We start from the raw sequence: 25,295 nt of genomic DNA, 5'->3' as shown, positions 1-25,295 counted from the left end.
AGCCAGCCCGCTCGCGCGGCGCGTGGAATAGAAGAGGATGTTTCCGTCAGCTTCACTTGCGCTCTCCATCACGTACTCGTGGGTCAGTCAGTACATACAGCACATCGACCAGCAGATTAATCAGGCTGAACATCAAAACCGTCATCAGCAGATAAGCGAGGATTACCGGGCGGTCTAATAAGCCAATCGCATCAATAATCAGTTTGCCCATTCCCGGCCAGGCATAGATAGTTTCAGTCACTACCGCAAAAGCGATAATCGAACCCAGCTCCAGACCAATTACGGTGATTAACGGGATCAGTGTGTTTTTCAGCACATGGACAAACAGAATCCGGCTTTCCGACAAGCCTTTCGCCCGTGCAAAGCGCACATAGTCCTGCTGCAGACACTCGAGGGTGCCAGCACGCGTCAGGCGGATAACCAGCGAAATTTTAAACAGCGCCAGATTGAGCGCCGGTAACAGCAGATGTTGCCAGCCATCAAGCGTAAACAAACTGAGCGGCATGCCGAATAGCGGCGTCACCGTGCCGCGCCCGGATGCCGGTAGCCAGCCGAGTTTGACGCTGAATAACATAATCATCATCATGCCAATCCAGAAGGTCGGCAGACTGAAACCCAGCAGCGAAACGCCCATCACCGATTTTGCTGCCCAGCTGCGTGGTCGCACACCGGCCAGCACCCCGAGCGGAATACCTGCCAGCAACGCCAGCAGAAATGCCAGCAGCGCCAGTTCAAGGGTGGCGGGCATGCGCTGCATAATCAGTTGCAGCGCGGGCGTGTTGTAGACCCACGAGACCCCAAGGTCGCCATGTAGCGCATGGCTGATAAAGGTCAGATACTGCTGCCACACCGACCGATCAAGGCCAAATGACTGGATCACCGCCTCACGTTCAGCAGGCGTGGCATTGCTGCCCAGCAGCATATCGACCGGGTTTCCCACCAGCCATACGCCGCCAAACACCAGCAACGACATCACAAACAGCGTCAGTACTGTCTGCCCGATACGATTTAACAGGAAGATCAGCATCACTGCTCCTTCTCTGAGGATGCTGCATGCCCGTAATACGCCAGGGTGCGTTGCAGCAGCGCCAGAAAACCGGCTTCATCAATGCTGCGCATCACCGTGGCATTGGCGGGCAAATCCAGCTTGTGATAGAAGTCCGCCCAGCAGTAGCCTGCGGTGGCGCCACTGCTGGCGATCCCGACGGTGACCGGCTGGCCGCTAAACAGATCGGGTTGCAGTAACCAGGCGATTACCGTGGCATCATGAACCGGCCCGCCCTCACGGGCAAAACGCTGCGGGTCACTGCGATCAAAGGCTGTAAACAGACGGGCAATCGCCCGGCCAGGCTCACCGGCGTGCTGAGCTAACTGGTTGAGTTGCTGCGCGGTAAGCAGCGCCTGAAAAGTCATATCCAGCGGCATCATCACCAGCGGAATCTGACTGCTAAACACGCGCTGCGCAGCCTGTGGATCGGCATAGAGATTGAATTCCGCCCATGGCGTACGGTGCCCCATCGCGCTAAATGCGCCGCCCATTAAGACAATACGTTCAATGCCACGCGCCACTGCCGGAGAGTGGATCAGCGCCAGCGCCAGATTAGTTAACGGCCCCAGTGCGCAGAGTGTCAGTGGTTGCTGCTTTTCGGCAGCGGCCAGCGCGCTGCGCACAATAAAATCGACCGCATGTTCCGCTTGTGGCGCCACCACTGCGCTGTCGAGCAGCTGCGGGGGGAATGCGCCAATATGGGCGTATTTACCATAACGTTGCGGCCCGACCAGTGGTTCTGCCGCCCCGGCGAACAGTGGCACATCAAGACGCCCCGACAGCGCCAGGATACGCCCGGCATTCTGGCACACATCGTTTAGCGGCACATTGCCGGCAACGGTGGTGATACCAACAATCTCCAGTTGCGGGGAGGCTAACGCCAGCCACAGGGCGACCGCATCATCAACGCCGGGGTCGGTATCGATAATAATTCGTTGTGTCATATTAAATCCTGCGCATAACGCCCGAAGAGTTGACAAAACAGCGCGAAAACCCCTTCCGCATCGACCCCTGTCGCAATATCGACATTGGCGGCTTCACCACTTTTGCCAAACCAGTCCGCGGTGGTTCTGCCCAACGCCTGCTGGCTCTCCAGCTCGACAAAAACCCGGGCGCGCTCGGTGGTAAACAGCGCGGGCTGTAACAGCCAGGCAATCACCAGTGGGTCATGCAGCGGCCCGCCACGCGATCCATAACGACGGATGTCATTACGATCCCAGCTGGCCATCAGCGCCTGTAACTGCGGCCGGATACGTCCGGCGTGCTTTGTTAAGGTTGCGACTTTTTCCGGGGTCAGCATCACTTGATGAGTAACATCCAGCGGCAGCATGGTGATCGCCAGCGAGGAGGAAAACAGGATATGGGCAGCATGCGGATCGGCCAGCATATTGTATTCGGCGTACAGACTGCTATTGCCGCTTTCGCGACAGGCTCCGCCCATCAGTACCACGCGCTCAATGCCCGCCACGATATCCGGCGCCAGCCGCAGCGCGGTGGCGATATTGGTCAGTGGCCCCAGAGCGCATAACGTCAGCGGCTCCCCCTGCAACGCAGCCTGACGGCAGCGGGCGATAAGAAAGGTCACCGCATGTTGTGGTGCCGCCTGTTGCACGGGCGGCGGCAGCTCACAGGCGCCAAGCCCCCCCTCGCCATGAAAACGTCCGTGCAGCGGCTCACGCACCATTGGCTGCCAGCAGCCGCCATACACCGGGACATCACTCTCAGCCAGCTCGGTGATCTGCAAAGCATTACGCAGCGTTACCGCTAAGGGCCGGTTGCCGTTGACCACCGTGATCCCGAGGAGGGTTAACGCTGGCGAATGCAGCGCCGCCAGTAAGGCAATGGCGTCGTCAATGCCCGGGTCGCAATCAATAATCACGGCTTTCGCGGTCACAGCGCGCCCACTTTACGCAGTACATCGGCGATTTCCTGACGTGCTTCTTCAGAGAGCGGCTGTTGCGGCGGCAGCGGATCGCCAACCGCAAAACCCTGCAGGTTAAGTGCGGCTTTGATACAGGCTGCGATGGAGTATTTGGCGAAAATTTCATTCACCTGCCACAGCGGACGCTGCAAGGCCATCACCTGTTGCCAGTCGCCCTGTTGCGCGGCCTGCCATAACGCCAGACTCTGCTGCGGAATAATGCAGGCCGGACCGGCCATCCAGCCGACGCCGCCAATCAGCATCACGCAGGCCGGAATATGGGCGGACGCGGCAAATACTTTCATCCGCCCCGCCGTGCGTTCAATAATCGACAACAGCCGTCCGGTATTGGTCGAGGCATCTTTGATATAACCAATATTGGCGACATGGCTCAGGCGCTCGATAACCGGCAGAGAGAGATCGGAGCGCTGAAACTGCGGATTGGTATACAGCACCACCGGGTGCGGATCGGCTGCCTGCGCAATAGCGCGAAAATAGCGCTCAACGCCCTGCTCACTGACCGGAAAGTAAGCCTCCAGGATCGCTAAAATCCCGTCAGCGCCAGCCGCGATATACGCTTCAGTCTGCTGCACCGCATCACGGATAGTGGTCGCCGCCACCCCGGCAATCACCGGAACCCGCTTATTCGCCACCTTCACCACCGTAGTGACCACTTCAAGGCGCTGCTGGTTATTCAGATAGGCAAATTCACCGGTACTTCCCAGCGGCGTCAGCCCCTGTACACCGGAGGCGATTAAATGTTCAACCAGACGCGTCAGCGCCGCCGTATTAATGCTGCCATCCGCATTGACCGGCGAGACCAGATAGGGATAAACGCCAAACAGTTCAGTCATATTAATACCCCTCTCAGTGCTGATGGATAAAGTAAGGCAAGGTGAAACCGTCGGAGCGGCCGGGATAGCTGTAGCTGTTTTTCATCGCCCAGGTGTTGGCAAGGAAAATCAGCGGGATCACCCCCTGCTGGCTAATCGCCAGCTCCGCCGCCTGCTGCAATAGCTGTTCACGCTGCCGAGTGTCCAGCGTGGATCGCGCCTGATTTAACAGCCGGTCAAAAGTGGCATTGGTATAACGCCCGCGATTGCCCTGTCCCGCGCCGGGTCCCCAGGTTTCCAGTAAAGGACCAAGAATGCCGGAGGCTTCGCCGGTTTCAATGGCGGCGCCACCCATCACCAGGCTGAAATCACGTTTTGCCGCACGGGAGAAATAGACGCTGCCGGGCATGGTTTCCACGCTGGTTTTGATGCCGACGCGGCTGAACATCTGTCCAAGCGCCTGCGCCACCCGGGCGTCGTTAGGATAGCGATCGTTTGATGCCTGGAAGGTCAGGGTAAAGCCCTGCGGATAACCGGCATCAGTCAGCAGTTTTTTCGCCTGCGCCGGGTCATACGCGGCGGCGGGGATTCGCGGTGAATAGCCAAAATAGCCTTCCGGCACCAGCTGTGACGCGCTGCTGCCCTGCCCCTCGTACAGACGATCAATAATCGCCTGACGGTTAATCGCCAGCGACATCGCCTGGCGCACCTGTACTTTTTTCAGTGGATTGCCGCCCTGTGGCGCGCTGACAAACGGCGATTGATCGCGGTCCTGATCCGGATGCAGATACAGCAAGCGGTTACCCGCGACTGACACCGATGTCAGCTGCGGCTGGCGGGAGATATTGCGCTGGTCAGCGGAAGGGACGCTTTCGATAATATCGGCATCCCCCGCTAACAGCGCGGCGACACGCGCGCTGTTATTTTTGTACACCTTAAGCGTGACGCGCTCCCAGTCAGCTTTGCCGCCCCAGTAGTTATCGTTGCGTTGCAACACCACCTGATCATCCGGCGTCCAGGAGACAAATTTAAACGGCCCGGTTCCCGTCACCTGCTTACCGCTGTTCAGCACGTCCCCTGCGGTTTTCTCCAGGCTGGCGGGCAGAATGGCAATGCGGCTGAGATTATTCAGCAGCAGCGCAGCGGGATAATGGGTTTTTATCTCAACGGTCAGCGGATCAATCGCGCGCACACTGGCTATATCGGCGATATACGGCAGATAAGAGCTTGGACTATTTTTGCCTGCCAGCGGAATGCGCTGAATACTGGCAACCACATCTTTTGCCGTAAAGTCGCTGCCATCATGAAACTTAACCCCCTGCCTTAAATGAAAGCGCCAGGTGTTGGCATCCGGGGTATCCCATGCGGTGGCCAGTCCCGGCACGATATGCTGTTTTTCATCCTGGTTTACCAGCCCGTCAAACAACGAACGGGACAGCGCACCGTTGGCGCCGCCGACATAAAACTGTGGATCCACTGACGTCGCCAGCGCGGCCACGCCGACGGTTAATCCTTCCGCTCTGGCCGCGGAGGCGAAAACGGTCAGCCAGACGGCTGCAACGGCAACAGAAACCAGACTTTTTTTCATCGTTATAACTCCACCCTGTTACGTTATGCGCAAAAAGCATAAAAACACCATTCTTATTCCATAAGTACGATATAAGATGTGTTTGCTGAAAAAAAATAGTATTTAATATGTTTCATATAAACGAATGTTATGGGAGTTAACATCTGTGGCGCGCATTAATCCCCGGCAACTGGAAGCCTTCCATAAAGTGATGATGACCGGCGGCATTACCGAAGCGGCTAATGTTATGAATGTCACGCAACCTGCGGTCAGTCGCCTGATTAAAGACTTCGAGTTTGCGCTTGATTTAAGACTGTTTGAACGTGATGGCCGCAGGCTGGAGCCACGTGAGGAAGCGGTCCAGCTTTATAAGGAGGTCGAGCGTATTTTTCTCGGTATGGAGCATGTGGTCGCCACTGCCGATGGCATCCGCCAGGCGCGAAACCGCGTGCTGCGCATCGGGATGGTGCCGGGTCTGGCGCAGCTCTGTGCCGAAAAAATCGTGCCGGAGATGCTCAGTAACCACCCGGGTTTATCGCTGGTAATGGATGTTGAGAGCACCGCTTCGATTACCAATATGGTTCTCAGTCACCAGTATGATATCGGCCTGATCAGCGGCGCGAGCGGCATTAAAGCCCTGCGGGCGGAAAAGCTGCATATCTCGTCAGCGGTAGCGGTGATGGCGCAGGATCATCCGCTGGCCAGTTATCCGCATATCTCACTTGAGCATCTCAGCGGCTATCGCGCGCTGCTGCCCGGCAGACAGACGGTTTTGCGCGAAGCCCTGCAGCAGCTGATCGCCAGCCACGGCACGCCGTTAACCGAGGTGCTGGAAACCTCAATGAAACAGTGCTGCGATATGGCGGCCATTGGCGTCGGCGTTGGCATTGTCGATGCCATCACCGCGCAATATGCCAGCGATAAGTTACTGATCAAACCCTTTCTGCCGCCGGTTGCGGTGGGCTATTTTGCGATATTCCCACCGAAATCAGGCAAAGATGCGTTATGCAATGAGCTAATGAATGCACTGCGCCGCGAGCTTAATTACTTTTGATATTGGCTTTCTTAATAATATCTTTGCTCACCGTGTAAGTGGCATTGATCAGCCCGTCGACCTGCGCTGGGGTTTTATATTCCGCGGATACGCCAATCGCTTCCAGTGACTTAATCGTTTGCGGGTCACTTAATACCTGATTAAACGTATCACGCAATTTTGCCACCACCGGCGCCGGAGTTTTAGCTGGCGCCAGCGCAATAAACGAACCGGAGAATGCCCACTGCGGCCAGGTTTCAGTAATTGATGGCACACCTTTCAGGTCAGGCGCTTTATCCACACCGAAATACGCCAGCGGACGCAATTTACCACTTTTCACAAAGCCATTGGCCAGCGGATCGGAAACCACATCAATATGCCCTGCCACCGCATCCGCCAGCGCCGGCGCACTGCCTTTATACGGGATATGCAGCAGATCGGTGCCGCTGAGCATCCTAAAATATTCCATTGATATATTGCCCGGCGTGCCGTTGCCGGAGGTGCCATAGGTCAGCTCACCAGGATGTTGCTTTGCATAGTCAATCAGCTCCGCGACGCTATGAATCGGTAGCTTTGGATTAACGGCGATAACCGATCGTGATCCGCCGATATGCGCCAGCGGGGTGAAATCTTTAAACGGATCAAAGCTGACCGGCAATAATTGCGGCGCAATCGCCACATTACCGATCGATGCATTAAACAGCGTGTAGCCATCTGGTTTTGCATGCGCCACATAGCCCGCGCCCACCGTACCGGCTGCGCCGCCGCGGTTTTCCACCACCACCGGCTGCCCCAGTCTCTTCTCCAGCGCCTGCGCGATAATACGTCCGGCGCTGTCATTGGTGCCGCCAGGCGGATAAGGCACCACATAGGTTATCGCATGATCGGGATAATCGGCCGCCTGTACGCCTGCAGCGATAGCTGTCATCGACAGTAATAAGCTCTGTGTCAAAACTCTGGTTGTTTTTAGCATGGTGATTCCCGGTTTTTTAAAAAAAAGCAATTGCGCAAAATGCATGTCTATATGCGGAACAGGTATTTATCTTTGCGCCTCATTATAAATTATCATGATATGAAAGATTTATAATATGCAAATTACTCATAACGATGAGCACCAGATTAATAATGCGGTCGTTATTTTTATTTCGTGAGCACCTGCCATTACCAGGAGATTATCTATGTCAGCCCCTGTCCGCCAAATGCACCTGGGCCTGTTTGTTCATGCTGCGGGTCACCACTCTGCTGGCTGGCGCCTGCCAGATGCGGAGTTTGGCAGCCTGAACTTTCCGCTGATCCGCAAGTTAACGCTGATGGCCGAGCAAGCCTGTTTCGATATGGTTTTCTTTGGCGACAAAATGAGTACTTCGCCGCAAGATCATCCGTCAATTATTGTGCGTTTCGAACCCACCGCCCTGCTCGGCGCGCTCAGCAGCTGTACCAGTCATATCGGCCTCGCAGCGACGGCATCAACCACTTACAGCGAGCCTTACCAGATAGCGCGCCAGTTCGCTTCACTGGATCACCTTTCGCAGGGCAGAGTCGGCTGGAATGTGGTGACCAGTGCTTACGATATCGCACATAACTTCACTCGCAGCAGCCATCCGCCCCATGCCGAACGTTACCAGACCGCCGGCGAATTTATCGAAGTGGTGCGCGGACTGTGGGACAGCTGGGAAGATGATGCCCTGATTGGCGATAAAGTCAGCGGGCAATTTATGGACGGCAGCAAACTGCATACGCTGAATCATCAGGGCGATAACTACCAGATCGCCGGGCCGCTTAATATTACGCGCGGGCCGCAGGGCCATCCGGTGCTGATTCAGGCCGGATCATCCGATGCCGGCATCGCGCTGGCGGCGAGGATTGGCGAAGTGATCTTTACCGCCCAGCAGACGCTGGAGGGCAGCCGTGAGTTTACACAGCGGGTCAAATCGCTGGCGCAACAGCAGGGCCGACCAGCGGAGCACTGCCTGGTCATGCCGGGGGTGATGCCGGTACTGGGAGAAACCGACGAAGAAGCCTGGCAACTGCTGGAAACGCTGCAAAAATTCAGCAATCAGCAGGAGGCCTTTAAGTTACTGTCTGAGCGGCTGGGGCATGATATTTCCGCTTATCCATTAGATGAGCCGCTACCGGCGCTGCCGGAGAATGAACAGATGAAAAGCCGCGCACGCTTGCTGCTGGATCTCAGCCATAAGCAGGGGCGTACCCTGCGCGACTTGCTGAATCTGGTTTCCGCCGCCCGCGGCCACTGGCTGCTGGTCGGCAGCGCGGAAACGGTCGCCAGTGAGCTGATCGCCTGGTTTGAAGCCGGTGCGGCCGATGGCTTTAATATTATGCCGCCGTGGTTCCCGGGTGGACTGGAACAATTTATCAGCCAGGTGCTGCCGCTACTGCGCGCCAGAGGCTATTTCCGTCATCACTATGTGGCGGATACTCTCCGCGGTCATCTTGGATTACCGGTTCCGGCCAATCGTTACAGCGGAGAGCAGCAAGATGCACCTTACCCGCAATAAACCGGACCTCGCCGCCAGCCTGCTGTATATCGTCATTGGTGCGGCTTTTGCACTGATCGCCCTGCTCCACTATCCCCTTGGCAACCGTTCACATATGGGGCCAGGCTTTTTTCCGTTCTGGCTCGGTGTGCTGCTGGCCGCGATGGGCCTGCTGATGCTGGTGCGTAGCGCGCTGAAGCCGGTGACAGTAGCGTTCGAACGCTGGAACGGGTCAGGACTGGCCTGGATTATCGCCGCCATTGCGCTGTTTATCGTGACGCTGCCTTATCTCGGGCTGTTTATTGCGGTGCTGCTGCTGATCACCGTCTCCAGCCGGGCAGAAAAAACCCACAGCATCCGCGCTGCTCTGCTGCTGGGCGTGGTAGCCAGCCTGTTCAGTATGCTGATCTTTGTTAAGGGTCTCGGCCTGCTTCTGCCCTTGTGGCCCATCTTTCTGAGCTAAATCATGGAACTATTATCACATCTTCAGCTGGGCTTTGAGACAGCATTCACCCTGAATAATCTGCTTTATGCGTTTATCGGCTGCGTGCTGGGCACGCTGATTGGCGTATTACCCGGCCTCGGTCCGGTCGCCACTATCGCCATGCTGCTGCCTGTCACCTATGGTATGGAGCCGACGCCAGCATTAATTATGCTTTCCAGTATCTATTACGGTGCGCAGTATGGTGGCTCAACTACCGCGATTCTGGTTAACCTGCCCGGTGAATCCTCGTCGGTGGTAACGGCGCTGGATGGCTATCAGATGGCGCAGCAGGGGCGCGCCGGAGTAGCACTGGCGACTGCGGGTATCGGCTCCTTTTTTGCTGGTACCGTCTCAACGCTGATTGTCGCGATGTTTGCTGTACCACTGACCGCGCTGGCGCTGGATTTTGGCGCTGCCGACTACTTTTCGCTGATGGTGTTTGGCCTGGTTGCCGCGGTGATTATGGCTGCAGGATCGCTGACCAAAGCGCTGGGCATGATCATTATCGGCTTGCTGCTCGGCACGATCGGCACCGATGTGAATTCCGGCGTGGCGCGCTATACCTTTGGTCAGTTAAGCCTGTTCGAGGGGCTGGATTTTGTCTGTATCGCGATGGGGATTTTCGGGGTGGCGGAGATCGTAAAAAATCTCGAAAGCGGCGACGCCCGGGCGCAGGGCACCGCGCCGGTCAACACTTTATGGCCGCAGCGTGAGGATTTCCGCCGCATGTGGCCCGCGATTCTGCGCGGCACCGGCCTCGGCAGTCTGCTCGGTATTCTTCCTGGCGCTGGCGCTACCCTCGCCTCTTTTTCGGCTTACAGCCTCGAGAAAAAACTCTCGCGCCATCCTGAACAGTTTGGTCAGGGCGCTATCGAAGGGGTGGCCGGGCCGGAATCCGCCAATAACGCCGCCGCGCAGACCTCATTTATTCCGCTGCTGACGCTGGGTATTCCCTCCAGCGCCACCATGGCGATGATGGTGGCGGCGATGATGATCCACAATATTCAGCCCGGCCCGCAGGTAATGAGCGCCAACCCGACGTTATTCTGGGGATTGATCGCCTCAATGTGGTTAGGCAACCTGATTCTGGTGATTTTAAATCTGCCGCTGGTCGGCCTCTGGGCGCGTCTGCTGCGTATCCCTTACCGTATTCTCTATCCACTGATTCTGGTGTTCTGCTGTATCGGCGTATTTTCGCTTAACAGTTCTGTGGATGATATCTGGCAGATGGTGGTATTTGGTTTAGTGGGCTATTTACTGGGTAAGCTGAAGCTGGAAGCCGCGCCACTGCTGCTGGGATTTGTGCTCGGCCCGCTGCTGGAGGAGAATCTGCGCCGCGCCCTGCTGCTGTCGCGCGGGGATTTCAGCGTGTTTGTCACCCGTCCAATCTCGGCGACCCTGATCGGTGCCGCAGCAGTGCTGTTACTGCTGATGTTGCTGCCCAAACTGAACCGCTCGCGTGAAGAGGTGTTCCAGGAATGAATCCGCCTTCGTTTACCCGCGCATGGGTACGTCAGTGCGCCACCATGACTGACACTATTCCGCAAGATGTGCTTACCATCGCCCGGCACTGCCTGCTCGACTGGTTAAGTGTCTTGCATGCGGGCTGGTCTCATCGCGCAATCAGCCTGCTGGCCGCCGCCGCGCAGGAGACGGCGGCCAAACCGGTTGCCACCCTGCTGGGCAGTGGCCAGCGTACCTCGCTGTATGAAGCGGCGGCAATTAATGGCGCGGCAGCGCATATGCTCGATTTTGATGATGCGCATTTAGTTTCGCGCATCCATCCGTCGGCGCCGCTGTGGCCCGCGATTCTGGCGCTGGCCGAGCAACAAAACAGCGACGGTCAGGCAATGCTGCGCGCTTTTGTCACCGGTGTTGAAGCACAGTCCCGGCTGGCGGCGGTAATGGGGGAATCCCATTATCAGCTGGGCTGGCATAACACCGCCACACTGGGCACCTTCGGCGCTACGCTGGCGGCGGCGCAACTGTTGAAACTGGATGAAGATCAGACGGTCACGGCGATGGCAATTGCCGCCAGCCTCGCCGCCGGAGTGCGCGGCGCTTTTGGCTCGGATGTTAAACCGTTACAGGTGGGCAATGCCGCCAGTAATGGCATCAGAGCCGCAAAGCTGGCCGCCAGCGGTTACCAGGCGACAGAAGATGCGTTATCAGCCAGCCATGGCTTTCTTAACGCCAGCAGCCAGCAGCAGCAGTGGGAAATCGATCGGCAGCGCTGGCATAGCCGCCAGATTGTCTTTAAATATCACGCCTCATGTTATGGCACGCAGGCGCCGATCGAGGCAGCGTTGCAGGTGCAGTATCAGGACGACCGCCTGCCGGTGATTGTCGAGGTGGAGACGCAATATCTCTCGGTCTGCAATATCCGTCATCCCGCCACCGTCGCGCAGGCCAAATTCAGCATCGCGCATATGGTGGCAATGGCGTTACTGCGCCGCGATACGCTGACGGAACGCAGCCTTAGCGCCAGCCTGAACGATAGCGCGATTGTTGCCCTGCGAGACCGGGTAGAGGTCAGCGGCAACGATGCGTTAGCCAGAGCCAATGCACGCTTAGGATATGGCGCAGAGTGGCGGCAAATCGATCTCAGCCAGCCAGCAACTGACCTGATATTGCAGCAGGAAAAATTGCTGCAGAAGTCCAGCCGGTTGCTACACCCGCTGATGCCAGTGACGCATTATCAGCGGTTGCAGCAGGTGGCTTGCAGGCTCGAAGGTAGCAATCAGTTACACACCGTATTGCCGCAGTTGATGGGATTAACATGCGAAACAGATGAAACTGCATTAAAATAACTTACAAAACAATAAGTTATATATTATCGTTACAGTTTCCCTCTTGTGTATATTTATCACATAATCCCAAACCCCATACCCTTGTTTTCACTACGGCCATGATTAAAACGCCTGAGAGTTCACAGTTTTCCTGCGGTTAACTTTCTTAAACAAACAATTACATTACTTTTAACTTGTTGCTCACCCTGAGCCTTCCCTCTGGACCAACAAGGAGTTCTGTGATGAAAAACGTCAAGACCGGAATTATCTGGTTAGCGGTGGCGTTAATCGGTGCCTTTGCCTTCGGCATGCTGGCGCTCAGTCGCGGCGAACACGTCAATGCCGTCTGGCTGGTGGTGGCTTCGGTCGCCTGTTACAGCATCGCTTACCGTTTCTACAGCCTGTTTATCGCCCGCAATATTTTTGAACTGGATGACCGCCGCCGTACCCCTGCCGAACGCCATAATGACGGGCTGGACTATGTGCCAACCAATAAATGGGTGCTGTTCGGTCACCACTTTGCCGCTATCGCTGGCGCCGGGCCGCTGGTCGGCCCGATCCTGGCTGCCCAGATGGGCTTTTTACCGGGCACCATCTGGATTCTGGTTGGCGTCATGCTGGCGGGCGCGGTACAGGATTTCCTGATTCTGTTTATCTCCACCCGCCGCGATGGTCGCTCACTCGGTGAGATGGCCAGGCAGGAGCTGGGCGCTTTTGCCGGCGTGGTCACCATGCTTGGCGCGCTGGGCGTAATGATTATTATCCTTTCCGCGCTGGCGCTGGTAGTGGTAAAAGCGCTGGCAGACAGTCCATGGGGGCTGTTTACCATAGCCGCCACCATCCCGATCGCGCTGTTTATGGGCGTCTATATGCGCTTCCTGCGTCCGGGGAAAATTGCTGAAGTGTCGATTATCGGCTTTGTACTGATGATGGCGGCAATTATCTATGGCGGCGATATCGCCCAGCATCCCTACTGGGGCCCTTTCTTTACCCTGAAAGGCACCTCGCTGACCTGGGTGCTGGTGATTTACGGTTTTGTCGCCTCGGTATTGCCGGTGTGGCTGCTGCTGGCGCCGCGTGACTACCTCTCCACCTTCCTGAAAATCGGCGTGATTATCGGCCTCGCCATCGGCATTGTGTTCGCCATGCCGGAGATGAAGATGCCTGCGGTATCGCGTTTTATCGATGGCAGCGGCCCGGTGTTCTCCGGCGCGCTGTTTCCTTTCCTGTTTATTACTATCGCCTGCGGCGCCATCTCCGGCTTCCATGCGCTGGTCTCCAGCGGTACCACACCGAAACTGGTGGAGCGTGAAAGCCATATCCGCTTTATTGGCTACGGCGCGATGCTGATGGAGTCATTTGTGGCGATTATGGCGCTGATCTGCGCCTCGGTGATCGAGCCGGGGATCTATTTCGCCATGAACTCACCGGCGGCGCTGATTGGCACTACCGTGGAAAGCGCCTCGCAGATGATCAACAGCTGGGGCTTTGTGGTCACCCCGGAAATGCTGGCCGCCGTCGCCCGCGATGTTGGCGAACAGTCGGTGCTGTCACGCGCTGGCGGCGCGCCAACCTTTGCGGTAGGCATGGCGCATATTATTACCGAGGTATTTAACAGCCGGGCGATGATGGCCTTCTGGTATCACTTCGCTATTCTGTTTGAAGCGCTGTTTATTCTGACCGCGGTGGATGCCGGTACCCGCGCCTGTCGTTTTATGGTGCAGGATCTGGTTGGTACCGTGGTGCCTTCACTGGCAAATAACCGCTCGTGGCTGGGGAATATGGCCGGAACCTCCGTCGCCGTCGCCGCCTGGGGATTCTTTGTCTACCAGGGGGTGATCGATCCGCTGGGCGGCATCAATACCCTGTGGCCGCTGTTTGGTATTGGCAACCAGATGCTGGCCTCAATGGCACTGATCCTCGGTACGGTAGTGCTGTTTAAGATGAAGAAACAGCGTTATGTCTGGGTGACGATCATCCCTACCATCTGGCTGTTTATCACCTCAATGACCGCTGGCTGGCAGAAAATTTTCCATGAAAAACCGGCAATTGGTTTCCTTGCGCAGGCGAACAAGTTTTCGAAAGGGATTAACGAAGGCGTGGTGATCGCGCCGGCGAAAAGCGTCGCCGATATGCAGACCATCGTGCTGAGTAACCAGATTAACGCCGCACTGTGCGCCTTCTTTATGCTGGTGGCGGTTACCATGCTGATTTCCGCCATTTTTGTCATCCGCCGCGCGCTGCGCAGTGATAAACCCACCACCCATGAAGCTGAAATTTCACTGCGTAAGGAGGCCAGCCATGTCTGACGCCATTCATGCACGCCGGCCACTGACCGGCGTACCACAGCTGCGGCGCTGCCACCCGCTATGGATAGCAGAAAAGCCAGCGGAGCCGCTTTCCCTTCGGCTGATTTGCAAACGACTGGCGCAAAGTTTTCGTTTGATGGTCGGCGTGCAGGATTACCAGAATTACCTGCGCCATATGCAGGCGCAGCATCCTTTGACCGCAGCGATGAGTGAACGCGAATTCCATCGCTACTGTCTGGAGGCACGCTATCCCTCCAAAGGCGGCAAACTGGGGAAATGTCCGTGTTAGCTATGGCTTAAAACACATCGGTTAAGCGCGGTGAGAGACGGCAATGCAGCTTATGCTCACCGCTCTTATCATCCCGATCGCCCTCTTTCTTTTCACCGCTTTTAACCCGGCTGCGCACCATTGCAGCCGGGTTAATTTGCAGCTTAAAAAAATATATCTCGTTTGCAGCTTGTGCTTCTGCATATTGCCGAATACTGTTGCTAAAATAAGAAGATACTGCCTGCAGAGCACCCCCCGGGAGGACGTTGTTAATGACCGATGAACAAGGGCAAACGTTGCTCTATACCTTTTTTGGTACCTCCAGCCCTCACTGGCATCTCTCTGCTGATAGTGATGCACTTAACTTTGCCGAAGATGAAAATGCTGAAATCAATCTTGCCGTTTCCCTGGTGCCATCACAGGTCAGCCTGATACGTTGCATGACGGTGATTACCTCCAGCGTTAATCTCACTGTTTCCCTGCGCGGAACGATGGTGGCAATGCATCTGGTGGGACGCAAGGTGAATCAGTCGACATGGGCGGGCACCGCATCGGCATGGGGCGATACCTCATCGGTGGCGCGCGATTTAACACTGGGACTCTCGTTTGCTGAACAGGTGGTATCCGAAGCGAATTCAGTGATTGTGATCCTTGACCAGCAAGGCAATATTCAGCGCTTTAACCGTTTAAGTGAGGAGTACACCGGGCTGAAAGAGCAGGAAGTGATTGGCCGCAATGTGTTTCAGCTGTTTATGACCAAACAGGAAGCCATCGCTTCACGTCGTAATATCAGCGGTTTTTTTCGCAATGGCAGCTCATATGAAGTTGAGCGCTGGATCAAGACCAAAAAAGGGCAGCGGCTGTTTCTGTTCCGCAATAAATTTGTCCATAGCGGCAGCGGCAAAAACGAAATTTTCCTGATCTGTTCCGGTACCGATATCACCGAAGAGCGGCGCGCTCAGGAGCGTCTGCGCATTCTCGCCAATACCGATACCATTACCGGCCTGCCAAACCGCAATGCCATTAACCAGCTGATCAGTCAGTCGCTGGAACAGCGCAATGACAGCCAGCTTGGCGTGGTCTATCTTGACCTCGATAATTTTAAAAAGGTAAATGACGCGTACGGCCATATGTTTGGCGACCAGCTGCTACAGGCGGTATCACTGGCGATTCTCAGTTGCCTGGATAAAGATCAAACCCTCGGCCGCCTCGGCGGCGATGAGTTTATCGTGCAGGCGCAGAATAGCAGCCAGCAGGGGCTGGAAGCGATGTCGACGCGCATTATTGAACGTCTGCGACAGCCGTTCCGGGTTGGCCTGATTGAGGTGTATACCGGCTGTTCAATCGGCATTGCCATCGCTCCGCAGCATGGCGAAGACCGCGAAAGTCTGCTGCGTAATGCTGATACCGCGATGTATACAGCAAAAGAGTCCGGGCGCGGTAAATTCTGTATTTTCTCTGCCGAAATGAATCAGCGGGTATTTGAATATCTGTGGCTGGATACCAATCTGCGCAAAGCACTGGAGCATCAGCAGCTGGTTGTTCACTATCAGCCGAAAATTGGTAAAGATGGCAAGGTCAGCAGCGTCGAAGCCCTGGTGCGCTGGCAATCACCGGAGCGCGGGCTGGTGCCACCGGGTGATTTTATCTCCTATGCCGAAGAGTCAGGCCTGATTGTGCCGCTGGGACGCTGGGTGATGCTGTCGGTAGTGGCGCAAATTGTCGCCTGGCGTAAACAGGGCATTGATTTACGCGTGGCGGTCAATGTTTCTGCACGTCAGCTTATGGATCAAAGTATCTACTGCGACCTGCGTCAGGCGCTGCTGGAGAATAAGCTAAACGGCTGTCCGATAGATATTGAACTGACCGAAAGCTGCCTGATTGAGAATGAGCAGCAGGCGCTTAATCTGATGCAGCAGTTTCAGGATCTCGGTGCAGAAGTGCATCTGGATGATTTTGGCACCGGTTACTCCTCACTGTCCCAGCTGGCGCGGGTGCCAATCAACGCCATCAAGCTCGACCAGAGTTTTGTCCGTGGCGTCAATAATCAGGCGGTTTCTCAGTCGCTGGTGCGCGCTATTGTGGCGGTGGCGAAAGCGCTGGATTTGCAGGTGATTGCGGAAGGTATCGAAACCGCGGCTGAAGAGCAGTTTGTTATCGCCAGTGGCGTCGACCAGCGCCAGGGTTACTACTATGCGAAACCAATGCCCGTAAGCGAATTCGAACACTGGTTTGCCCATTATAAGGTTAAAAAATAATTAACCCGCTTTGCGCAGTTGTGAGCTGTGCCGATTTTGCAACTGCACCAGCCGTTCCATATACGCCAGGTCTTTCGGCTCCAGTGTAAAAGCAAAGTCGACCCAGTCCTCAGTGATATCCATCAGTTCAGCACGCGTCAGTTGTAATACCCGCTGACGCGCTTTAAGCATCGCCCTGACGCCGTTGAGTTTGGGTTTCAGCGTATCAATCAGGGTGCGGGTGGCGCGATAGGCGTCCCCGGGCTGGAACAGACGATCGACCAGACCACGCTGTTCAAACCATTCGGCGGTATGCGACTCCCCTTCGCAAATTAACTCCTCCGCCAGTTTCATCCCCGAGCGGCGCGCCACCAGCGAATAGCCTCCCATTCCCGGAAATAAATTAAAGGCAATTTCCGGGAAACCCATCCGCGCGTTATTTTGCGCGAGGATAAAATGATGGGCCAGTGCGGCTTCAAAGCCGCCGCCAAGCGCGCTGCCTTCAATCATCGCGATGGTTACCGCGCCGGTATCAAAACCTTTGGCAGCAGCATGGATGCAATCTACGCAGGCACGGGCATAAGAACGCAACGCTTCGCGCCGTCCATTCTTTATCGTTTCAACAAAGAAGCTTAAATCGCCACCCGCATTAAACATCGATGGCACCAGTGAGCCGGTCACCCAAAAATCAATCGGCAGACCGGAGCGCTGAGCGGCGTAACTCAGATTCATAATTTCTTCAATTAGTGCATGGTTAAAGCACGGTCTTGGCTCCGCCCTTAACAGCATCCACATCGTGCGGCGTTCCTCCTCATAGTAGGCAGCAAGTTGAGTGGTATGTCCGGCTTCGGTAAAAAGTCTGCATGTTGCTTGGTTAATTACTGTCATGGTCTGAACCCCTGATTATTTGATGCGTTATAGGCATATTCAGCGTAATCCAGAGTCAGGCCGCATTAAATGAGAGACTGATTTTTAAGATAAAATCCATTTTTTCTGCCAAACCGGGTGATCTGAAAAAGTAAAAAATAGTATTCTGTTGCCGCCTGCTGGCTGACCGAAAGTTGAGCGCACTTATCCCGCCCCGACCCGGTCAGCCGCAACATTATTGTTCTGTAACCCTGAATATTTTGTTTCTCCTGACACCGGTTCCGACATAAGACAGGTTATGCCGGACTCATCGGTACAGTGAAATATGTGGTTCCCGGTGCGATCAGCTAAATAAGCCATCCGTTAAAGGCGGCGCGATAACACATAACAGCTTATTTTCCCCCTGCGTGATCACCAGCCCATGACGGGTATCGCGCAGGACGTTCAGCGTATTTAGCGCTATTTTTTGCCATGCCTCACCGCCGCCAATTGGCTGATTTCTGACACCAATCGCTGTCCCCCAGCTGGTCACCACCATAGAGTGGCGCATCAAGGGTTTGTCGTCAGCTGCCTCGGGCTTTTCCATAAATATCAGGCGTGAACCTGGCGGCGCATTTAATAATTCCTGTTTGCTGCGTACCAGCTGAGAACCGATGGCAAGATAAAGCGCAAAATGATCTTCGCGCGTCTCTTTTTGTAGTCGATTAAAATTTTCGCGGTTCAGCATCCCGGCTTGTAAATAGAGCATCAGGACTTCCTCCCATGAGGCGTTGATACCCATCATCGCGCCAGGTTGTGAAATATACTGCTCCGCCAGAGTAATCACTTTAACCGCATCTTTATGTAATTCAGGCGTCACGACGGGTTTTACCGGTGGTATTTGCGACGAAGTCTGTATATGCAGACTATAGAGATGATCATCGTAAGCGAGTACAAAACCATAAGTGACATCCCTGACCCAGTTCGCGGTTTCCAGCCAGACAATTTCCCAGCCTTTGCCGCCACCGATAAGCTGATTATTGGCGCCAATGGCCTGTCCATCTTCCAGCTGCATCAGGGCATGTGACATGGGCGGTTTTCCTGGCCCGGCAGTCTGGTCAAGAAGGATTAATCGCGCACCGGGTTGTATACGCTTAAGTTGCGCAGCATCTTCAATACGTAATGCCCCTTCGCCAATAAAATAGCCGTAATTATCGCTGCGCGTCTCTTCCCTTAACTGCTGCGCTGCAGCAAAGTTAATCAGCTCATGGGTCAGTTGCAGCTCAATCACCGGTAACCAGAATTTTTCTGTCTCATTACTTAATGACAGGCGTGCATTAGCCTGCGCGGGAAATAAAGCATACTGATAGGCCAGATCCACCGTTTTTCGCCACTCAGGTTTGTCCTGAATTAACAGAGGGGTTACCGGCAACGGCCTGTCACGTATTGATTGTATAATTTCCGCCAGCGTTTCGTTCTGGCTGGCCGGGCTGATGACCATGGCGATAGCATCAGCCGGGAAAGTCGCGGGTAACAGGTTGTCGCTAACGGTGCTGGTGGCGCCAAGCTTACGGAGATCAATCCCCAGCAGCATCGGTACGCGGGCGCCCGCGCTACTTTGATTCAGCCATCGTGTATTTTTCTCCAGTCGCTCAATACGTTTTTGCATCAGCGTATTATTGCCGTGCCGTTTTTGCCGCAGCAGCTGCTGATCAATCGCCGGATTATAAAGAATACTGCTGACAGAGTGCCGCACGGCTGCGGTGATATTGTCTGGCGACCAGCTTTGCAGCTGATTATTCAGCAGCACATCACGTGGCGCTGCATAATTGGTTATGGTCACATTGCCATTATTGTCACTACTCACGCCCATTAATTCAGTGGCAACCACCCTTAAATTACGGTCAGGGAACGGCGTCGCAACCTTGCTGATATTTCTTCGCACCAGCAGATCAAACTCCTCTGCCAGCAGATCCACCCCGGCGATCGAACTGGTCGTATAAAGATAACTGAGGTTCAGGCTTAAGCTATCCAGATTCAGGATCTTCACATCCTCAAGGGATTCATCAGTCTGCATGGCATAGATATCCTGCAATACATTTGACTGGCGACGGTCGAGATTTTTTAAGACATCAGCGGTGATCGCCCGATGATACCAGCCAGGGCGAACCTTCAGATAGCGTTTAAGCATTTTGATACTGCCGCCGCGGCCGCCAATAAATGCCTGATACCAGTTTTGCGCCTGCGTCATATCATCAAACCATTTTACACCGACGGCTTTATTTTGATAACGTGGCGCCCGGTGTAATGAATTCAGCCAGGTATCTTCATCGGTAATAACATGTTCAATCCGATCAGGTGTAGCGTGGGAATCCAGACAGATATTTTCGGTTTCGCTATAGACAGAACCGATTTCTGGATCCGCAGATATAATGCGGATAAAATTGTGCGCACTGGGTTTTGGGTCAAGGTAATTATCCCAGCTCAACAGGGTGCCTATTTCCGTCCGGCGCCCACGACTGGTAAAGAAAACACGCAGATGTTCCAGGATGTTATCCCGATGGCTAAACAGTGAAACCAGATCTTTTTTTTCTTTAATCTGCAGTCTTATATAGTCCGGGAACTTTTCAATCTCATCTTTGATCAGTTCCACCGGGGCTGGTGCTTTGCTGTCGATATAAGGCAGTTCGTACGCATCACCCAGCGCAGGCGTCATCTCCGAAAAATCCATTGTACGCATCAAAATGTTTTTGTATGCGGCGAAAAAGCGCTTCGCATAATCTTCAATTTTAAGCGTAAAACTGCCTGGCAACTGATGATAAGGGATCGAGACCGCTTTTTTCCCCTGATGTATCATGCCGATAATCATTCTGGCGCCATGCTGGTTTAGCAGGTAACTGACCCCTTCAGCAGCGATGCTCAGTAAAGCTTGCATCAGCGCTTTATGTTGTTCCTGCCGTCGGTCGGCTATCCGCCACTGAACCAGACGGGGAAAAATAGTACAGGCCGTATTTAAAATCGCGCTGCTGCGCCAGCTGGAGATTTGCGCCAGCATTTTCGACGCCGTGCCGACGCCACCACTGGCCGAGGTAATCGCCACCGGAACAGAGAAGAAGCTGATTAACATACCAATAGTGTCAAACGTTTCAATTAATGTATTGATGCGATGTTCAGTATCGGTTAAGACCAGAAAATTCATATCTTTATTTAATCCTGCGGCTAAATTCAGCAGCAAATCTTTCTCCACCCATGGAGTTTTCAGCAGTTGCAGCACGCATTGATCTTCACTGGCCTTTAACCATGTTTTTCTGATAAAAGCTTTGCCATGAAATTGCACCTGGTAACGACCGGATGTATTAATAATTATACTGTCATCGTAGATGCCGGATTTGTTATGCGCCTTTTCCCTGCCATCGATGGGCAGGCTTTTTTCCAGTAATGCGAGTAACTCGTGCGCTTTTTTCTTTTCATAAAACGAAATTGCAGATAATCGGTCTATTTTCACCGTAAATATGCGATCGTCCCATAATGAGAGAATAATGCCGTTATCACTCTCGTTTTTTTCAACAGCGATAAACACCAGGTTATGCAAGCGATGACCAAACCAGCTTAGCTGATAAAACTCCCCTTTTTTGATGGCGTCCCGCAGTGAAGCAGCGGTGAAAGGGATGTTATTCGCTCTGTGCTGCTGCCAGACACGCTCCAGCGCATGATTAAACAGTGTCTCATATAAACTCAGCATGCCCTTTCTGATGTTGTTATCGGCAAATGCCTGCTGCAGCTCCTGCATAAACATGGCCTGCAAATTGATATCCAGTATCTCTTTTTTCAGGGCGTCATTCACACTCGCCGGAAATTCAATCAGCATACTTTCGGGGCGCACCGGCCCCCGTTTATAAGCATCGGTAAATATATCCTGCAAGGTCCAGTCCCCCCCGTCCTCATTTAACAGGGGTTGCAATGTGCCGTCATAGGTCGCATTAACCGGCATATGTTGCCTGTTCAGTACTGATGGCATTCGCAGGTAAATTTTTACTTTAGTGTCGGCTTTCAGCAGGTTTGGATCGGCGCCATACAGGGTGACAATCGTGCTGATTTTATGGCGGATCCAGTTCTGTGCATCCCAGATTGGCAGTCTGATCTGCCGGGTGATCGCGCCCATATTCTCCAGGCTTAAGCGCCCCAGCCCGACGCCTAACTGCCACGCAGCCCATTGGTTCTGCGGTTCGTCCCATGCCATTGGCGCTGTATCATTATAAGCTGGCCAGACTTTGCCACTGAGATGATGATGAATATCATCAGCTAAATGTTTACTCCAGCCAGGATGAAAATTAAGTAACAGTTGCGGATTATTCAGTTCTGCTTCATCCAGCAACTGCAATGCCTGTGCCAGCGGCACTTCACTATCCAGCACCTCCCGGGTGGCGCGCTGACGGACTTGTGAAATAACCACATCAGGATAGCGTTCAAGCTGGTCGGGATACTTAAAGCACAGCGATTCCATCAAGTCATCAACGCTTGTCTCCCCCCTGCTGGCATTCGCGGCTTCAGCCAGCTGGAGGGTCGTCGTGGCGGTGGTGAATTCTGCTGCTGACAGACCGGGGAGTGGCCATGCCGATGGTCGGTCTGCTTTACCGGGCGTGAGCAGCCAGCTCGCCACTGCCGACAGTGTGGAACTGAGCTGATAACCCCATCCCGATGCCGCCGGTTGCAGGATGTTGCTGACCGCCTGCAATTTTCTCGTCACAAACCCGCTTTGCGTTAGCTGTTGCTGCCCTCCTTTGATGACCAATGCAGCCAGTTGATCGTCACCGGGGGCGGCGGCACTGACTGGCAGCAGGGTTATCCTGTCATCAGGCCCGGCTAATAACTGTAACGCCTGCGGACGCGTCTGCGCCGGGATGGTTACTCCTTGCAATAGCATCGGCGCTTCACCACTATCCAGTTGCAAACGCGTGTACATCTCTCCGCGTTCACCCAGCACCAGTGAACGCGTCAGTTGCGCACCCTGCCCGGTGCTGGTGTTCAGTGACGAATTGCCGGGCTGCGGTGCGCAACTGACAACGATATCAACTGGCCGCGTCTGGAGTTTAAGCAACTCATAGCAACTTTCGATCTGCAGCTGTAATGCATGGTTTTGCTGTGCCGCCATATTGATCGCGCTATTAACCTGCCACTGATGCGCGGCCACCACTGCCAGCGCCGCAGCAGGTTCAGGCTGCGGTGCAATGGATTCTGCTGTATCGCCGGTCAGCGACAGGTGCTTCTCCAGCCAGGTATTTACCATTCCCCACAGTTGTTTGTCGCTTAACGCGCTGCGCAACGAATCCGCTGCTGGCTGAGCACCGTCCAGCCGCATCAGCCAGTGATGAAGCTGCATTTTCAGTTCGCTGCCCAGTGCATTGAGCACACCCTGCTGCTGGATTTGCCATAACAATTGTGTGGCCCACAGCGCCACAGGCAGCAACGGATGCAGACGGCTGAGTGAATTGAGCACAGCGGGCAACCGTAATAATTGTGGTAACAGCATCGCGATAATGTCTGTCTGCCGGTTCGCTGCCGCCTGACTGATTTCATCGACTAACAGGTTATACAGCGCCGGTCGGTTGCGTTCGATCCATGCAAGATTCAGCTGAGGAAGATTGAGTGCATAACTTGCCAGCTGCCGCAGCTGCTCGCTACTCAGTGCCGGCTCGATTATCGCTGGCAACCAGTATGCCGGATGCTGGGCGTCAGGCTGCATTAAATGGCTGGCGCTGGCGTCGCCCAGCCGCTGACGCAACGACTGGACAAACTCTGCGGCTGTCTGACAGCGAGTAAACGAGAGTTCACATGCCTGCCGCCATGCCTGCGCCTGGTCGGGGATCGGCGCAGCAAAAAGCCGGGTGGCGATATTAACCACGCGTTTTAATAATCCGGGATGGGTGTTATTGCTGGCCGCTGCCAGCTGTGGCGCAGCCAGTAAAAAGGTGTGATCGGTAAGCTGCTGATTTATTTCGTTCAATTTCATCATCCTTGAAGATAATCGGTATCCTATATGCGCAAAGCTCCGTTGCGCCATAATAAAGATAGTCGGAAATGGCGGTTCTTCCAGCCACGCATTTTCTCAACTGAGTATTCCGGCAGGATGTTGCTTTCCCGACTCACGGGCCGGGAAAGCATTAAATATGATTACTTAATTGCGGCATGCTGGCTGGAAGAGGCTTTCGCGGCTTTAACCCGTTTCGAGTACATCGCCGTCAGAATCGGCACCAGCACAGAGGTGACGATGACTGAGGTCGCCACCAGTGCAGTAGCGGCTGGTGCTACCGGCTTAAACTGCGGCACCATTTCAGCAATCAATACTGGCGTAGCAACCGCAGCGCCGGCGGAGCTGGACGCCGCAATACCGGCAGTGCCATCGCCACCGCCAATCAGGCGATCTGCCAGAATCAACGGAATGCCGGTAACCACAATCACCGCGATACCCAGCGCCACACCCAGCAGCCCGGTCTGGGCGATAACCGCCAGATTGATAGTGTTACCCAGAGCAAAGGCAAAGAATGGAATCAGGGTATGCACGGCTTTACTAAAGAACTCGCGCAATTCCGGGTCAAGGTTGCCCAGCGCAAAGCCCACCAGGAATGGCAGCACCGCGCCGACAAATACGTGCGGCTCAAAAGAGGCAATACCGGCAGTACCGAGGATCACCATGGTCATCAGCGGGCCTGACTCTAATGACATCAGCACAAAGGCGCCCGCCTCTTCTTTAGTGCCATACTGCTGCATAATCGAAGCATAGAGACCGCCATTGGTCATATCCATGGCAGCCACCAGCGCCAGAGTCGACAGTCCGGCCAGCATCCCCACTTCAAAGCCGTTTTCCGGGATCAGGCGTGAAGCAACCGCTGCCACAATCCACGCTACCGCGATTTTCGTCACTACCAGCGTACCCGATTTACGTAATACGGTGCCGGTCGCGCTAAGTTTTATCGACGCCCCCATACAGAAAAACCACACCGCAAGGATCGGCACGGTGCCGGTCATCAATCCGTTGGTGAACGATCCAAAGTATTTCCCGGAGTCTGGAGCGAAAGTATGGCAGACAGCGCCAATAAACAGCGGAATCAGCATCATTCCGCCGGGAATTTTGTCTATAGCTCTTTTAATTTGCATGTTGTTTTTTCACCTGCAAGGAGAAGTAAAAAAGATTGTTTGCATCTGCCCAGTGGGCGGGTGACAGCAACATAGCGTGAATAAAAAGGCAGAAAAGTGATCTCGTCGATATTTTTAAAACGTTATTTCATTTTTAAAGGAAGAGAGTTTCACTTTATTGATCTGACAGGGGTAAAATGCAGCCTCTGTCGGGTTTACAGACATGAAAAAAGGCAGCCTGATGACTTAATGTCAGTCACTTAAGGTATAAGAATTTGATTGGATTAATCAGAATGGTTTAGGGGGGGAATTCGCTACGGTGCAGATCATC

General features: G+C 54.4%; 17 protein-coding genes. 8 read left to right on the top strand and 9 right to left on the bottom strand.

What is annotated here, in order from left to right; translation table 11 throughout:
• Window positions 1–52: 52 nt before the first annotated feature.
• Genes N5923_RS18495 through N5923_RS18475 form a run of 5 tightly spaced genes read right to left on the bottom strand, consistent with a single transcriptional unit; the run spans window position 53 to window position 5,390 of the window.
• Window positions 53–1,027: an ABC transporter permease gene (locus tag N5923_RS18495; protein WP_267144902.1), complete on the bottom strand. Its 975-nt coding sequence runs from the start codon at window positions 1,025–1,027 to the stop codon at window positions 53–55.
• Window positions 1,027–1,992, bottom strand: coding sequence for a nucleoside hydrolase (locus N5923_RS18490; protein WP_267144903.1), 966 nt, complete (start codon window positions 1,990–1,992; stop codon window positions 1,027–1,029). The genes N5923_RS18495 and N5923_RS18490 overlap by 1 nt, the downstream gene beginning before the upstream one ends.
• Window positions 1,989–2,942: a nucleoside hydrolase gene (locus N5923_RS18485; protein ID WP_267144904.1), complete on the bottom strand. Its 954-nt coding sequence runs from the start codon at window positions 2,940–2,942 to the stop codon at window positions 1,989–1,991. Before N5923_RS18485 ends, N5923_RS18490 begins: the two co-directional genes overlap by 4 nt.
• The gene (locus N5923_RS18480) at window positions 2,939–3,823 is read right to left on the bottom strand and encodes a dihydrodipicolinate synthase family protein (RefSeq protein WP_267144905.1); all 885 of its coding nucleotides are present in this window, start codon (window positions 3,821–3,823) and stop codon (window positions 2,939–2,941) included. The genes N5923_RS18485 and N5923_RS18480 overlap by 4 nt, the downstream gene beginning before the upstream one ends.
• A gap of 13 nt (window positions 3,824–3,836) precedes the next feature.
• Entirely contained in the window at window positions 3,837–5,390 is a 1,554-nt protein-coding gene (locus N5923_RS18475; RefSeq protein WP_267144906.1) for an ABC transporter substrate-binding protein, read from the bottom strand.
• Between the two features lie 145 nt (window positions 5,391–5,535).
• On the opposite strand from N5923_RS18475, the gene N5923_RS18470 reads away from it, so the two are divergent.
• Window positions 5,536–6,423, top strand: coding sequence for a LysR family transcriptional regulator (locus N5923_RS18470; RefSeq protein ID WP_267144907.1), 888 nt, complete (start codon window positions 5,536–5,538; stop codon window positions 6,421–6,423).
• Here the strand turns inward: N5923_RS18470 and N5923_RS18465 are convergent.
• Window positions 6,410–7,375 carry a Bug family tripartite tricarboxylate transporter substrate binding protein gene (locus N5923_RS18465; protein ID WP_267144908.1) on the bottom strand — a complete coding sequence of 322 codons (966 nt, stop codon included), beginning with the start codon at window positions 7,373–7,375 and terminating at the stop codon, window positions 6,410–6,412. The genes N5923_RS18470 and N5923_RS18465 overlap by 14 nt on opposite strands.
• A gap of 205 nt (window positions 7,376–7,580) precedes the next feature.
• Between N5923_RS18465 and N5923_RS18460 the strand changes: the two genes are divergently transcribed.
• The 7 genes from N5923_RS18460 (at window position 7,581) to pdeR (ending at window position 17,005) form a co-directional block, all read left to right on the top strand.
• A complete protein-coding gene (locus N5923_RS18460; protein ID WP_267144909.1) occupies window positions 7,581–8,918 on the top strand; it encodes an LLM class flavin-dependent oxidoreductase in 1,338 nt (445 codons plus the stop codon).
• Entirely contained in the window at window positions 8,899–9,360 is a 462-nt protein-coding gene (locus N5923_RS18455) for a tripartite tricarboxylate transporter TctB family protein (RefSeq protein ID WP_267144910.1), read from the top strand. Before N5923_RS18460 ends, N5923_RS18455 begins: the two co-directional genes overlap by 20 nt.
• A 3-nt stretch (window positions 9,361–9,363) precedes the next feature.
• The gene (locus tag N5923_RS18450; RefSeq protein WP_267144911.1) at window positions 9,364–10,863 is read left to right on the top strand and encodes a tripartite tricarboxylate transporter permease; all 1,500 of its coding nucleotides are present in this window, start codon (window positions 9,364–9,366) and stop codon (window positions 10,861–10,863) included.
• Window positions 10,860–12,191 carry an MmgE/PrpD family protein gene (locus tag N5923_RS18445; RefSeq protein WP_267144912.1) on the top strand — a complete coding sequence of 444 codons (1,332 nt, stop codon included), beginning with the start codon at window positions 10,860–10,862 and terminating at the stop codon, window positions 12,189–12,191. The genes N5923_RS18450 and N5923_RS18445 overlap by 4 nt, the downstream gene beginning before the upstream one ends.
• A gap of 221 nt (window positions 12,192–12,412) precedes the next feature.
• Window positions 12,413–14,479, top strand: a complete 2,067-nt coding sequence (locus tag N5923_RS18440; RefSeq protein ID WP_267144913.1) for a carbon starvation CstA family protein — start codon at window positions 12,413–12,415, stop codon at window positions 14,477–14,479.
• Window positions 14,472–14,768: a YbdD/YjiX family protein gene (locus N5923_RS18435; protein ID WP_267144914.1), complete on the top strand. Its 297-nt coding sequence runs from the start codon at window positions 14,472–14,474 to the stop codon at window positions 14,766–14,768. Before N5923_RS18440 ends, N5923_RS18435 begins: the two co-directional genes overlap by 8 nt.
• A gap of 251 nt (window positions 14,769–15,019) precedes the next feature.
• Complete coding sequence (pdeR, locus tag N5923_RS18430; RefSeq protein ID WP_267144915.1) at window positions 15,020–17,005, top strand: cyclic di-GMP phosphodiesterase; 1,986 nt, start codon at window positions 15,020–15,022, stop codon at window positions 17,003–17,005.
• On the opposite strand, the gene N5923_RS18425 is transcribed toward pdeR, so the two are convergent.
• The 3 genes from N5923_RS18425 to kdgT form a co-directional block, all read right to left on the bottom strand.
• Window positions 17,006–17,872, bottom strand: a complete 867-nt coding sequence (locus N5923_RS18425; RefSeq protein ID WP_267144916.1) for a crotonase/enoyl-CoA hydratase family protein — start codon at window positions 17,870–17,872, stop codon at window positions 17,006–17,008.
• Between the two features lie 322 nt (window positions 17,873–18,194).
• Entirely contained in the window at window positions 18,195–23,834 is a 5,640-nt protein-coding gene (locus N5923_RS18420; protein ID WP_267144917.1) for a hypothetical protein, read from the bottom strand.
• 167 nt (window positions 23,835–24,001) lie between these two features.
• On the bottom strand, window positions 24,002–24,985 hold the full coding sequence (kdgT, locus tag N5923_RS18415; RefSeq protein ID WP_267144918.1) for a 2-keto-3-deoxygluconate transporter: 984 nt from the start codon (window positions 24,983–24,985) through the stop codon (window positions 24,002–24,004).
• Window positions 24,986–25,295: the final 310 nt, after the last annotated feature.

Origin of the sequence: Winslowiella arboricola (assembly GCF_025527015.1) — a bacterium.
Lineage (GTDB): Bacteria > Pseudomonadota > Gammaproteobacteria > Enterobacterales > Enterobacteriaceae > Erwinia > Erwinia arboricola.
This window is presented reverse-complemented; position numbering and strand designations above follow the sequence as displayed.